Annotated in this window: 16 protein-coding genes; 7 read left to right on the top strand and 9 right to left on the bottom strand. The window is 37.5% G+C overall.

What is annotated here, in order from left to right; all coding sequences use genetic code 11:
* Positions 1-30 precede the first annotated feature (30 nt).
* From bamE to cpxA, 3 genes are read left to right on the top strand one after another with little or no spacing between them, the layout of a single operon-like run.
* Positions 31-444 carry an outer membrane protein assembly factor BamE gene (gene bamE, locus AC6H0A_RS10580; RefSeq protein WP_005640218.1) on the top strand — a complete coding sequence of 138 codons (414 nt, stop codon included), beginning with the start codon at positions 31-33 and terminating at the stop codon, positions 442-444.
* Positions 445-498: 54 nt separating this feature from the next.
* Positions 499-1,185, top strand: coding sequence for a response regulator (locus AC6H0A_RS10575; protein ID WP_005640221.1), 687 nt, complete (start codon positions 499-501; stop codon positions 1,183-1,185).
* A 4-nt stretch (positions 1,186-1,189) separates the two neighbouring features.
* A complete protein-coding gene (cpxA, locus tag AC6H0A_RS10570; RefSeq protein WP_497512645.1) occupies positions 1,190-2,596 on the top strand; it encodes an envelope stress sensor histidine kinase CpxA in 1,407 nt (468 codons plus the stop codon).
* A 117-nt stretch (positions 2,597-2,713) separates the two neighbouring features.
* On the opposite strand, the gene tnpA is transcribed toward cpxA, so the two are convergent.
* Together tnpA and epmA are read right to left on the bottom strand one after the other, a co-directional pair.
* Positions 2,714-3,178, bottom strand: a complete 465-nt coding sequence (gene tnpA, locus AC6H0A_RS10565) for an IS200/IS605 family transposase (protein ID WP_005639541.1) — start codon at positions 3,176-3,178, stop codon at positions 2,714-2,716.
* A gap of 175 nt (positions 3,179-3,353) precedes the next feature.
* Positions 3,354-4,325 carry an elongation factor P--(R)-beta-lysine ligase gene (gene epmA / locus AC6H0A_RS10560; RefSeq protein WP_044232465.1) on the bottom strand — a complete coding sequence of 324 codons (972 nt, stop codon included), beginning with the start codon at positions 4,323-4,325 and terminating at the stop codon, positions 3,354-3,356.
* A 214-nt stretch (positions 4,326-4,539) separates the two neighbouring features.
* Here epmA and frdA point away from each other — a divergent pair, with 214 nt between their 5' ends.
* The 4 genes from frdA to frdD are packed head-to-tail and all read left to right on the top strand — an operon-like array spanning position 4,540 to position 7,880.
* Entirely contained in the window at positions 4,540-6,339 is a 1,800-nt protein-coding gene (gene frdA, locus AC6H0A_RS10555) for a fumarate reductase (quinol) flavoprotein subunit (protein WP_044232468.1), read from the top strand.
* A complete protein-coding gene (locus tag AC6H0A_RS10550) occupies positions 6,332-7,102 on the top strand; it encodes a succinate dehydrogenase/fumarate reductase iron-sulfur subunit (RefSeq protein ID WP_005640847.1) in 771 nt (256 codons plus the stop codon). The genes frdA and AC6H0A_RS10550 overlap by 8 nt, the downstream gene beginning before the upstream one ends.
* A 10-nt stretch (positions 7,103-7,112) precedes the next feature.
* A complete protein-coding gene (gene frdC / locus AC6H0A_RS10545) occupies positions 7,113-7,523 on the top strand; it encodes a fumarate reductase subunit FrdC (protein WP_497512644.1) in 411 nt (136 codons plus the stop codon).
* A 12-nt stretch (positions 7,524-7,535) separates the two neighbouring features.
* A complete protein-coding gene (gene frdD, locus AC6H0A_RS10540) occupies positions 7,536-7,880 on the top strand; it encodes a fumarate reductase subunit FrdD (RefSeq protein WP_005631316.1) in 345 nt (114 codons plus the stop codon).
* A 106-nt stretch (positions 7,881-7,986) separates the two neighbouring features.
* On the opposite strand, the gene mtgA is transcribed toward frdD, so the two are convergent.
* The 7 genes from mtgA to AC6H0A_RS10505 are packed head-to-tail and all read right to left on the bottom strand — an operon-like array spanning position 7,987 to position 12,952.
* Complete coding sequence (gene mtgA, locus AC6H0A_RS10535; protein WP_070047024.1) at positions 7,987-8,736, bottom strand: monofunctional biosynthetic peptidoglycan transglycosylase; 750 nt, start codon at positions 8,734-8,736, stop codon at positions 7,987-7,989.
* Positions 8,714-9,019, bottom strand: a complete 306-nt coding sequence (gene trpR / locus AC6H0A_RS10530) for a trp operon repressor (protein ID WP_070047023.1) — start codon at positions 9,017-9,019, stop codon at positions 8,714-8,716. The genes mtgA and trpR overlap by 23 nt, the downstream gene beginning before the upstream one ends.
* 37 nt (positions 9,020-9,056) lie before the next feature.
* A complete protein-coding gene (locus AC6H0A_RS10525; protein WP_179230775.1) occupies positions 9,057-10,838 on the bottom strand; it encodes a transglycosylase SLT domain-containing protein in 1,782 nt (593 codons plus the stop codon).
* Between the two features lie 25 nt (positions 10,839-10,863).
* Positions 10,864-11,160, bottom strand: coding sequence for a YciI family protein (locus tag AC6H0A_RS10520; RefSeq protein ID WP_005641130.1), 297 nt, complete (start codon positions 11,158-11,160; stop codon positions 10,864-10,866).
* A 15-nt stretch (positions 11,161-11,175) separates the two neighbouring features.
* Complete coding sequence (gene yciA, locus AC6H0A_RS10515; protein WP_005641128.1) at positions 11,176-11,655, bottom strand: acyl-CoA thioester hydrolase YciA; 480 nt, start codon at positions 11,653-11,655, stop codon at positions 11,176-11,178.
* Complete coding sequence (locus AC6H0A_RS10510; RefSeq protein ID WP_005641126.1) at positions 11,655-12,212, bottom strand: septation protein A; 558 nt, start codon at positions 12,210-12,212, stop codon at positions 11,655-11,657. Before AC6H0A_RS10510 ends, yciA begins: the two co-directional genes overlap by 1 nt.
* A 5-nt stretch (positions 12,213-12,217) precedes the next feature.
* Positions 12,218-12,952 (bottom strand): hypothetical protein, encoded by a 735-nt coding sequence (locus AC6H0A_RS10505; protein WP_005641124.1) that lies wholly within the window; start codon positions 12,950-12,952, stop codon positions 12,218-12,220.
* Positions 12,953-13,100 lie beyond the last annotated feature (148 nt).

Genomic DNA, 13,100 nt, shown 5'->3' with positions numbered 1-13,100 from the left:
CAGTACTTTTGCACAAATAAGGTAAAGAAAATGCAAGTTAAAACACTTTTAGGCGCAACCTTTTTAGCATTAAGCGTCGCTTCTTGTTCCACCGTTGAAAAAGTTGTATATCGAATTGATGTACCACAAGGCAACTATTTAGAAGCGACTACAGTTGCTCAAGTTAAAGAAGGCATGACTGCTCAACAAGTACAATATTTGTTGGGTACGCCAGTATTAATCGATCCTTATAATAGTCAGACTTGGTACTATGTGTTCTTACAACAACGTGCTTATGAAACACCTGTTCAACACACTTTCACGGTAAAATTTGATCAACGTGGGATGGTGACTGAAACCAATCTAGATAAACCTTTGCCAGAAGTTTCGCAACAAGGCGAGAATAACACCATTATTCAAACTGGTGAGAAAGCAAAATCAAGCTGGTGGCAATTCTGGAAATAATCTTTCTATTTTCACCGCACTACAACAAGAACTATTGATAAAAAGAAATCCCCAATGTCAAAACTCTTGCTCGTTGATGATGATGTTGAATTGACGGAGTTACTTTCATCTCTTTTAACGCTAGAAGGGTTTGATGTTCAAACAGCAAATAATGGATTAGAGGCATTACAAAAACTGGATGAAAGCCATGAGTTGGTTTTACTTGATGTGATGATGCCTAAGCTAAATGGTCTTGATACATTAAAAGAAATTCGTAAAGTCTCTAATGTGCCAGTGATGATGCTTACTGCAAGAGGTGACGATATCGATCGCGTGCTTGGCTTAGAATTGGGGGCAGATGATTACTTGCCTAAGCCATTTAATGATCGTGAATTAGTGGCAAGAATTAGAGCGATTTTGCGTCGAAGTGTGTCGCCATCAAATAATGTTGACGATACAAAAGAAATATTATCTTTTGAGAATGTAACCTTATATTTGACTCGCCAAACTGTAATGCATGGTGAGGAAAACTTAAATTTAACGGATTATGAGTTTAAGATCCTTCAGCGATTAATAGAATCAAAGGGGGATATTGTTACTCGTGAAGAATTAAGTTTAGAAGTGCTAGGAAAAACATTAAGTCCGTTCGACCGCTCTCTTGATATGCATATATCTAATTTGAGACGAAAGCTACCAGAGCGAGAAAGCAAATTGCCTTGGTTTAAAACTTTACGCGGAAAAGGCTATCTTTTAGTCACTTAGTTTTATGAAATTGCGTAGTTTTTTCTGTTTAAATCAACTTGCAATCAGAACATTTGCTATGTTCTGGTTTTCTTTTTTTATCATGATGAGCCTTGTGATCGTGCTACCCAATCTCGATCTTAGACTCTATTCTCCTCTAGAAGAAGCAGATATTGTTAACTATCAAAAAAAAATCCTAAATATCGTTCGTAATGGTCAATTACAGGGGCTAATTTCAGAAGTTCCTGATTTACCTTCAGATAAATTTCAACCTTCTAGACCAGTTCTGATTAATTTACAAACTAAAGATATTCTAGGTGAATTACCCGAGGAAACCACCTATATTCGAAGATTTACGGAGGCATCCAATAATTTTTCAGAACCTAAACGTAAAAATTTCAATGAAGTACAGATATCAGGTCCATTTCAAGTATATTTAGGGGATGGGGCCAATTCTTATGCCTTATACTTTATTTCTTACGTTAACCCACAGCGTGAGATCTTTAATTATGTTTTTGATAGACCTATTATATTGATTCTGCTTATTCTTTTAATTACTAGCCCGTTACTTTGGTGGTTTACAAGAATGCTGACTAAGCCGATTTCTCGCTTGCAAGAAGCAGCGAATTCAGTGGCATTAGGCAATTTTAAAATTGATAAGAGCTTAGTGGCTAATGGTCCATTAGAATTACGTCAAGTTGGTCAAAGTTTTAATCGAATGGCAGCCTCTATTGATCATCTAATCTCTAATCAACAAACACTACTTTCATCTATTTCACATGAATTAAAAACACCACTCACTCGTTTACAGTTGACTACAGCGCTTGTTCGCCATGAATGTGGTGAAACAGATAGCGTAAAACGCATTGAAAGAGAAATTGGGCGCATGGATAAAATGATTAGTGAATTGCTTCTACTTTCACGCCAGCAAATGAATAGCCAAATGGAACGGGATATTTTTTATGCCAATACGCTTTGGACTGATATTATCAACGATGCAAAATTTGAGGCAGAGCAACGTGGTATAGCGTTTCTCACAAATATTCGTTTACCAAAAAATGAATTACAACTTAACGGCAATTTTAGATTGCTAGAAAGTGCGATCGAAAACATTGTGACAAATGCGCTTAAATATACCAAGGATAAGATCGAACTTCATATTTTTATCCAAGAAGAAGAAGAAGAAGAAGAATTTCTCAGGATCCGTATAGATGACAACGGATCTGGAGTCCATCCAGATGAATTTGAAAAAATCTTCAAACCATTTTATCGAGTAGATGAGACGCGAACTAGAACGACTGGCGGTACAGGACTAGGATTGGCGATTGTGTCTAATGTTATTCAGGAACATCAAGGAAAGGTCTGGGCTGAAAAAAGCCCACTAGGCGGGCTTACTGTTACTATACGATTGCCGTTATGGCTCAGTAAATAAAAATAATAATCCGCACGTAAAACGTGCGGTTTTTAGGCTCCCCTATAAGGGCCTATACTTCACAAGCCCCTCAAGGGGCTTGTGAGAACTGACAACTGCGTCTAATTATTTCCTTGATTACCCCTTAAAGGGGTCAACATGTTCTTTCGTTGATAAATTATCTTGAACCATATCTTCTTTTTCTTGGTTTCTTATATAATCCTCTACCACTTTTGTATTTAACCCTACTGTGCTTACAAAAAATCCTTTCGCCCAGAAATGCCTATTTCCATATCTATATTTTAAGTTCGCGTGTCTTTCAAAAATCATCAGCGCTGACTTCCCCTTCAGATAGCCCATAAAACCTGATACTGATATTTTAGCTGGGATTTTTAAGAGCATATGGATATGGTCTGGCATTGCATGCGCTTCTATTATCTCCACATTTTTATAGTCACATAACTGCCTCAATATTTGACCTATATCTGCTCTTAACTTTCCATAAATTGCTTTTCTTCTATACTTCGGGATAAATACAATGTGATACTTACAGTTCCATTTTGTGTGTGATAGACTTGAATCGTCACTGGTTTTACTTACCATGATAATCCTCCTATATGTTGAATTTTGGTTGTCAGCCTTGTTCATTATATAGCGAGGATTTTTTCTGTTTATCGCTTAAGCTATTTGGCTCCATACGCATAGCGTATGGTTTTTATAGCCAGACTTTTGTCTGGCTATAATCAAAAGTGCGGTAAATTTTCACCGCACTTCTCGTCTAGGCATTATCCACGGCAAAAGAAATCACTTCATTAATTTTTTCACAACCTAACGCAACCATAATTAGACGATCGACTCCCAGCGCAACGCCAGAAGAATTTGGTAAGCCAGCTTCCAATGCAGCCAGAAAACGTTCGTCAATATCTCGAACTGGCAATCCATGTTTCTTTCTTTGCTGATTATCTAATTCAAAACGATGTCTTTGTTCTCGTGCATCTGTCAATTCATGGAAACCATTTGCCAGTTCCAAGCCTTTGTAATAAAACTCAAAGCGTTCTGCAACCCGCTGATCTTCTGGGCTCACTTGTGCTAGGGCGGCTTGTGTTGAAGGGAAATGATAAACCGCAACAGGTCGATCTTTTCCTATTTGAGGTTCAACGACTTCACTAAATAAGAACTGCAATAAAGTATCGCGTTCTTCATCATCTTCAGCAATAAAGTTATGTTTACGCGCGGTTTCGATTAATTCTGAACGTTCTGCAGATAAAGGATCTAAGCCTACATATTCTTGGAAAACAAATTGATAGCTTAAACTTTCTGCAGGTGGGCAATCTAAAATTTGTTGGAGTAAATCATCCACTTCATTAATTAAACGATGCATACTAAAGTGCGGTCGATACCATTCCAACATGGTAAATTCTGGATTGTGGCGATTACCAGCTTCTTCATTACGGAACACTTTACTGATTTGGAATATTGGTCCACTGCCTGCAGCAAGCAAGCGTTTCATATGATATTCAGAGCTTGTAGAAAGCCAAAGTGTTTTGGATTGTTCACCAAAAGGCGCGAGAAATTCCGTGCTAAATGTGGAAAGGTGCAAATCAGTAACGCCAAATTCACTTAGAACAGGCGTCTCAACTTCAAGCAAGCCTCGCTCTGTAAAAAATTGACGAATTTCAGCAATAATTTTTGCACGTTTAAGCAGATTTTTTATATCGGCAGAAGGTTGCCAATGAGTAAGTGCGGTCATTTTTATTCCCATTTTTAAATTTGCATCATTGTAAACGAGAGCTCTTCTCAACTCAATCTAAGCTTTTTTGAGGTAGATCACAAAATCATCTTTTTCCCCTTTCCCTACATAAAAAACGTTATTAATTTGTAACAAAAAATGGCAGAATGACCTCCTAGATTACCCTTTTAGGGTGATTTCTATTTTTTACTTTCTACATTTATTGGAGGATATCGTGCAAACAGTTAATGTCGATATTGCAATTGTTGGCGCTGGTGGCGGCGGTTTACGTGCAGCGATTGCAGCTGCAGAAGCAAATCCTAACTTAAAAATTGCATTAGTTTCAAAAGTGTACCCAATGCGTAGCCATACTGTGGCAGCAGAAGGTGGCGCAGCGGCAGTTATCAAAGAAGAAGATTCTTACGATAAACACTTCCAAGATACTGTTGCTGGTGGTGACTGGCTTTGCGAACAGGATGTTGTGGAATATTTCGTACAACACTCACCAGTGGAAATGACTCAATTAGAACGTTGGGGATGCCCTTGGAGCCGTAAAGCTGATGGCGATGTAAACGTGCGTCGTTTCGGTGGGATGAAAATCGAACGTACTTGGTTCGCGGCAGACAAAACCGGTTTCCACTTATTACATACTCTTTTCCAAACATCCATTCAATATCCACAAATTCAACGTTTTGACGAGCACTTCGTTTTAGATATCTTAGTTGATGATGGTCATGCTCGCGGTATGGTAGCAATGGATATGATGGAAGGTTCCCTTGTTCAAATCAACGCAAACGCGGTTGTGATTGCAACTGGTGGTGGTTGTCGTGCATTTAAATTCAATACCAACGGCGGTATTGTAACAGGTGACGGGTTATCTATGGCGTATCGTCATGGTGTACCACTTCGTGATATGGAGTTTGTTCAATATCACCCAACAGGTTTACCGAATACCGGTATCTTAATGACTGAAGGTTGCCGAGGTGAAGGTGGTATCTTGGTTAATAAAGATGGCTATCGCTATCTTCAAGATTACGGTCTAGGACCAGAAACACCAATTGGCAAACCACAAAATAAATATATGGAACTTGGCCCTCGCGATAAAGTTTCTCAAGCATTCTGGCAAGAATGGAAAAAAGGTAATACCTTAAAAACTGCGAAAGGCGTAGATGTGGTGCATTTAGATTTACGTCATCTTGGTGAAAAATATTTACATGAGCGTCTGCCATTCATTTGTGAATTAGCAAGTGCTTATGAAGGTGTAAATCCAGTGAATGAACCAATTCCAGTTCGTCCAGTTGTTCACTACACGATGGGCGGTATTGAGGTTGATTTTAACAGCGAAACTCGTATCAAAGGTTTATTTGCTGTAGGTGAATGTGCATCTTCAGGTTTACATGGTGCAAATCGTTTAGGATCTAACTCTTTAGCTGAACTTGTTGTGTTAGGTCGTGTAGCAGGGGAATATGCGGCGCAACGTGCAGTTGAGGCTCAATCTGTAAATCAAAGTGCGGTTGATGCTCAAGCAAAAGATGTTGTTGCTCGTTTAGAAGCCCTTCATAAACAAGAAGGTAATGAATCTTGGTCTGAAATCCGTGATGAAATGGGTTCTGTAATGGAAGAAGGCTGTGGTATTTACCGTGACCAAGCAAGCATGCAAAAAGCAGTAGATAAAATTGCAGAATTAAAAGAACGTTACAAACGTATTCGCGTAGCAGATAACTCAAGCGTGTTCAATACAGATGTACTTTACACAGTTGAGTTAGGCTACATCCTAGATGTTGCACAATCTATTGCAAATTCAGCGATTGAACGTAAAGAATCTCGTGGTGCCCATCAACGCTTAGATTACACTGAACGTGATGATGTAAATTATTTAAAACACACACTTGCTTTCTACAATGAGAATGGTGCGCCTCGCATTGAATACAGTCCGGTGAAAATTACTAAATCTCAACCTGCAAAACGTGTTTACGGTGCGGAAGCAGAAGCTCAAGAAGCAGCTGCGAAAGCTAAGGAGCAAGCAAATGGCTAATTCACCAGTAATGAATGTTGAAGTATTACGCTACAATCCTGAAATCGATCAAGAGCCGCATCTAAGTACCTATCAAGTACCTTATGATAATCAAACTTCATTGCTTGATGCGTTAGGTTATATTAAGGATAAACTTGAGCCATCTCTTTCTTATCGTTGGTCTTGCCGTATGGCGATTTGTGGTTCTTGCGGGATGATGATAAATAATAAACCGAAATTGGCTTGTAAAACGTTCTTACGTGATTACAGCGGCCATATGCGTATTGAGCCGTTAGCAAACTTCCCAATTGAACGCGACTTAGTGGTTGATTTAAGCCACTTTATCGAAAGTTTAGAGGCAATTAAACCTTATATTATTGGTAACGAAGCACCTGCATTAGATGGTAAACCGCATCCATCGAAAGAATTGCAAGCAAGTCGCACTAAACAAACACCAGCACAGCTTGAGAAATATCGTCAATTCTCAATGTGTATCAACTGTGGTTTATGCTATGCCGCTTGCCCTCAATTTGGTTTAAATCCTGAATTCTTAGGCCCAGCAGCTATTACTATGGCTCATCGTTATAATCTTGATAACCGTGACCATGGTAAAGCAAAACGTATGTCATTATTAAATGGTAAAAACGGGGTTTGGAGTTGTACTTTCGTTGGCTATTGCTCAGAAGTTTGTCCAAAACATGTGGATCCTGCTTCTGCAATTAACCAAGGAAAAGTGGAAAGTGCCAAAGATTATGTTATCTCTATGCTAAAACCAAAAAGCTAAGGGGGAAGGAATGTCAGTAACAGTGAGTAAACGTAAAAAATATGTTCGTCCAATGACAGCGACTTGGTGGCAAAAATTGGACTTCTACAAAGCTTATATGCTACGTGAAGCGACTTCAATCTTTGCTGTATGGTTTTGTATTGTATTGCTTTATGGTGTTCTTTGCCTTGCAAGCAATCTAATGCCAGGCTTAGGCATCTTGAGCTTTATTGAGTTTTTAAGAAACCCAATTGTGGTGTTCTTAAATATTATTACGCTTATCGCAACGCTTTATCATACGGTAACATATTTCTTAATGACCCCGAAAGTGATGAATATCATTGTAAAAAATGAACGCTTACCACACACTGTTGTAAGAAATGCACTTTGGGCGGTAACCGCATTAGTTAGCGTGATTGCGTTAGTTTTAGTTTATATTTAAGGGAGAGAAAAAATGGTTGATCAAAATCCAAAACGCTCCGGCGAACCGCCAGTATGGTTAATGTTCGGTGCAGGCGGCACAGTGAGTGCAATTTTCTTCCCAGTCGTTATTTTAATTATCGGTTTGTTATTACCATTTGGTTTAGTCGATGCGCATAATTTAATTACTTTTGCTTATTCTTGGATTGGTAAATTAGTTATTTTAGTGCTTACTATTTTTCCAATGTGGTGTGGTTTACACCGTATTCATCACGGTATGCACGATCTTAAAGTACACGTGCCAGCAGGTGGATTTATCTTTTATGGTTTAGCCACAATTTATACTGTTTGGGTATTATTTGCGGTAATAAACCTGTAATAAAAATGATATAAATAAAAAAACGAGTCTAAGACTCGTTTTTTTATTTTATATATCAAGTAAACATTTTTTAGTTTGTTTTACTTTATAAATTTGATTGAATTTTTTATAAATGGCTTAAGTATTCAGTACCTAAATTTCCCATTTGTCTCAAAATCCAAGCTTGTTTTTTACGAACTAATAAGCTTGGCTTATTTACTTTATAAATGATTGGATTGGGTAACACAGCAGCTAAAAGTGCGGCTTCATTTTGAGATAAATTTTTAGCGGATTTTTTAAAGTAATAGCGACTTGCCGCTTCCACACCAAAAATACCGTTCCCAAATTCTGCAATATTTAAATACACTTCTAAAATACGTTTTTTTGACCAAGTCAGCTCGAGCAACATAGTTGCTGGAACTTCTAAACCTTTTCTTAGCCAATTTTGTCCATGCCAAAGCATTAAGTTTTTAGCGGTTTGCTGGGAAATGGTTGATGCCCCTCTAATTCCTTTTTTAGATTTTTCGTTATACCGAATTGCTCGTTGGATAGCCTCAAAATCAAAGCCTAAATGTTCAGGAAAACGCTGATCTTCTGATGCAATCACGGCTAGCTGAATATTGGGAGAAATATTTTCTAGGCTGACCCAGTCATATTGAATTTGGTATCGAAAATCGCCTTGTAAAAGATTAGCGACTTTTTGTTGTACCATATAAGCGGAAAATGGAATAGGTAAAAAGCGAAAAAGCAGCAACAAAGCAAAAACGGCGAAAAAAAAACGAAAGACAACTCGCTGCCAGTTTTTTTTCCACCATTTAGGACTAAATAAGTGAGAAAGTGCGGTAAAAATTCGCTTAGTTTTTTTTAATGAGATCAATATGTTGTTTCATCCATTGCATAAAATCAGGCTCCATCGTTTTAATCATATTGGAACCTCGAGTGATTGTTGCAGCACTTGTATTCAGATTTTGTTGAATTTCACGCTGAGGCATATTTTTATCAATCAGCTGAGAGACAATCTGCAAGCGTAATCCTACTGCATCCCGTTCGTCTGCCGTTAATAATAAGGTTAGAAATTCCTGCGCTTTGTTTTCTTCAAAGGCAGTTTTTAGCATTTGAAGAAAGGCATTCCATTGTTCTAAATTGCGGCTGATATACATAATTACGCTCCCATTCCACACTATTAAACTAGTGCGTTTAGTATAGCCGATTCAATTCTTCTTGGCTAAATATTTGTGGGTTTTCTTTATTTTGTAAAATTTGATAGTAAAAATCATAAGTGACTACATTTTGCACATAACCACGAGTTTCGTAAAAAGGAATGGAGGAAACAAATTCGTCTAATGCAAGTTTTCCATTAGCGCGGCTTAACCATTTTTCTACTCTATTTGCCCCTGCATTGTAAGCTGCTGCAATCAATATTCGATTATTAGGATATTTTCCATTGAGTTCATTCAGATGTGTGGTACCTAGCAAAATATTATTCAATGGTTTGAATAAATCTTGTTCGCCTTGATAAGATAGTTGATTATTCTCTGCAGTCAATTTTGCCGTGCTTGGCAGAAGTTGCATTAAGCCCCGCGCATTTGCAGAAGATTGTGCCATTGGATTCCAAGCACTTTCTTGACGGGCTATTGCCATAGCAAAAGTTTTGCTGATATTTAAATCCTGTAATGCTGCATTGAAGTATTCAGGATAAGCATTTGGCAGTCGAAGGGTCAGGTAATCCCGCGCTTTTGCAACAATAGAAGCATCAACAGTTAATTCAAACCATTGTTGGTTTTCAGCATATTCTGCAAGTTTTAGCTGTGTTGTGAAATCAGCGTTATCAAGTAAAATTCTCCAACGTTGTTTTGCTAAACCATTTCGTCCAAGTTCTCTAAGCTCTCGAATCATCGCGAAAACTTGCTCGAAAGGAAGTTGTTCTTCTACGGTAAAACTTGGTGCTACTGGAAAATCGACTTTATATGCTTGCTTTAATTGTGCAGCAGCCAACATTGGATAGAATCCCCGCTCTTTTGAAAGTGCGGTCAGTTTTTCTATATTTTTTGATATATCTTGTTTAGCTTCCCAATAACGCCATTCTTGTTTTGCTTTTCCTTCAGTAGTAAGTGAATTAAGCCACGGAGAAAGCTCTGTCTTCTGCCAAATTGCCATTCGTAAACGGCGTTCGGTTAGATTATCAGTTTTTAATTGTTGGATTTGTTCATCACGCCATTTTTGAAAATCAACATTTTCATTATCAAAAAAACGATTTAAAAAGGCTGTTTTCCACTGTTTGATTTCATCTTCTGAGAGTTGCCAAGTTTCAGCCCATTGCTGATAGAGTTCAAAACTTGGATTCTCTATTTCTTCCGATAATGTTTTTAGATAACGAGGAAAAGCGTCGATTAATATACTTTTATATAAAGTGCTAGGATTGCTGTTCTTTATAATCTCAGCAAGTTGTTTAGGATTTTCTACTTGATTTTGTTCTTCTTGAACCCTGTTATTTTCTTTAGCATTATCAGACGTTGCTGATGTTTGTTGTTCCTCTAACGTGGATAGTTTTTGTAATAAGGTTTGAAATGCTGGCGTCACAAAAGGGTAATTTTGTTGCACTAATGCATTGAGTTCATTTATTGCTTGTTGTTTGCCCTGAATGTCATCATTTTTTAAAAAGGCGATTTTGGTTTCCCAAAAGCGTGCTAGTAAATCATATTGCAAAGGATAGCCTTGCAATGAGTCTATTAAGGTTTTTGTGATATTTTGAGTCGTTTCAGAAAATTGCTGGCTTTTTACCGCACTTTTTAGCAAACCTTCAACCTGCAAAAAGGTTTCACGTTGTTTCAAATGTTTTAAGTAGTCTTGATGCTGTGCTGACGCCCAGTTTTGTTTTTCTTGCTCAAGATTGATGGATGCTGTTGCCGTGTTAGGTGAATCGGCAAAAGCAGAAAGTTCGGTCAAAATGCAGAGAGAAATTAAAGCGACTTTTTTCATGTTAGCTTATTAGAATTGAGGATGGCTAAAATACTTTTTTAAATGGTTTTACAATAACATTACCATATACGCCAGCTTCTACATAAGGATCTTGTGCCGCCCAGTCTTTTGCTGCTTGTAAGTTTTCGAATTGTACAATTACGGTTGAACCAGTAAAACCTGCCTCTCCAGGATTTTCATCGTCGATAGCTGGATTGGGACCTGCCGTAAGTAAACGGTTTTCTGCTTGAAGTTGTTTTAAACGAGCTAAGTGTTGCTCGCGTACGGCAAGACGTTTTTCTAATGTATTTGGAATATCTTGAGCAAAAATCACATAGAACATCATTATTTCCTTATATTAACAGGCGTTTTGTTCCGCCTCTAACTCCGCAATTGAGGCTAATGCTTTTTCTAATTCGTGATTATTTTCACGAGGAATCGTGCGTGAGCGACTATTATTATCTACTGCAACGAAAGTAAATACCGCATCAGTCACGCAATAACGTTCACCAATTGGCTCACTTGCCACTTTTTTCACCCATACTTCTACTTTAATTTTAATAGAAGAGCGTCCTACTTTTAGACATTGACCGTAGCAACAAACCACATCGCCTACAGAGATTGGTTTGATGAAATTCATGCTTTCAACCGCAACAGTAACTACGCGCCCATGTGCGATTTCTTTTGCTAAAATCGCACCGCCCATATCCATTTGAGACATGATCCAACCGCCGAAAATATCTCCATTAGCATTGGTATCAGAAGGCATTGCTAAGGTTCTTAGTAATAGAATCCCTTTGGAATGGCGGCCATTTTTATCAGTAAAATTGGAAGACATTATTTTTCTCCATCTTTTGAATTTGAATCATCTTTAGGTAAATAGCGATAGATATAAGCACCTGAAATAATCGTTGCAATCACCGTCATTCCAATAATTCCGAAAGATTTGAAATCAACCCAAGCTTCTTCCGACATATTATGGCTGATATAAATATTCACCAACATACAAATAATAAAGAATAATGCCCAGCCGAGGTTAAGTGTATTCCAAGCCTTTTCGGGCAGTTGTAGCTCTTTGCCAAGTAATTTCTTGATTAATGAGGTTTTAAATTGAAATTGTGCGACGAGTAAAACAATAGCAAACAAGGCATTGATAATTGTCACTTTCCATTGCAAATAGCGGATTTCATTAAAGTAAGCAGTTAAAAGTCCAAAAAAAACGACCGCACTTGCCATGATTTTTTGTTGTTTTTCAACTGTTCCGTATTTCCATTTTAAAATCACGATCTGCAAAATTGTTGCAACTACTAATACGATGGCTGCTTCACGTACACCACCAAGTTTGTAAGTGACAAAAAATAAAATTAAAGGGATAAAGTCAAGGAGTTGTTTCATATTGATTAATCCTTCATAAATAAACTGTAGAAACGATAAGTCACTACTAGCATAAAAATATTAAGCAATGTGGTGAAAATACCTATTACTATATCAAATACAGCGTTATTGGAAAATGCGCTTAATTGGAAAATGAGAACTGGCACTAGAAAATAAACCAGTAGAGTGTAAATAAACAATACGCCTTTTCGAGTATTTCCTCGCATCCAAATTTTTCGGATAGTTTGCGAAAGTGTATCTTGAGTCGAAAGATAATGTACTACCGTTAAATTTAAACGGGCGAAGAACCAAACACCAACAATCATCGCGATAAGAGACATTATAGAGGGAGATTTTTTTGTGAGTAACGCAGCAAATGCTTCTCCAAGACCAAGTAACATTGGGGCAACCATTAATAGATCTAACAGTATTACGCCTACAAAACGACGCAAGGTAAGTGAGAAGGTTTCACCCAAAGTGCGGTAAATTTGTAAGCTAATTTTATGGATTGAGGTTAATCCCCAAGCTGCAATAAAGCTCGTTAAAATTTGAGTGATTGCAACTGAAAAGATAAAACCAGTGATATCTGTATTGGCGAGATTTAATACATCATTTTTATTTTCATCATTAACTAGAAAACTTAAAAGTGCACTGGCGCTTTGCACAATAAATAAAATTGCGACAAATTGCAGCATGATTTTTTGTTGATTACGGAAAAAGTTCCAACTGTCTTGCAATACTTGTGTAAAGTTAATTTGCATGATTATCTCTCTATAAAAATGGTGGCGCAATTATACAAGGTTTGCTGATTATTGCATAAATATCGTTAGTGAGGTTATGAATTCACGTTGAATTGAGTATATAAGACAAAAGTGGGCAAGTATGCCCACTTTTTTGTTACCCTTAGGG

This window comes from Haemophilus sp. THUN1692 (assembly GCF_059704395.1).
This window is presented reverse-complemented; position numbering and strand designations above follow the sequence as displayed.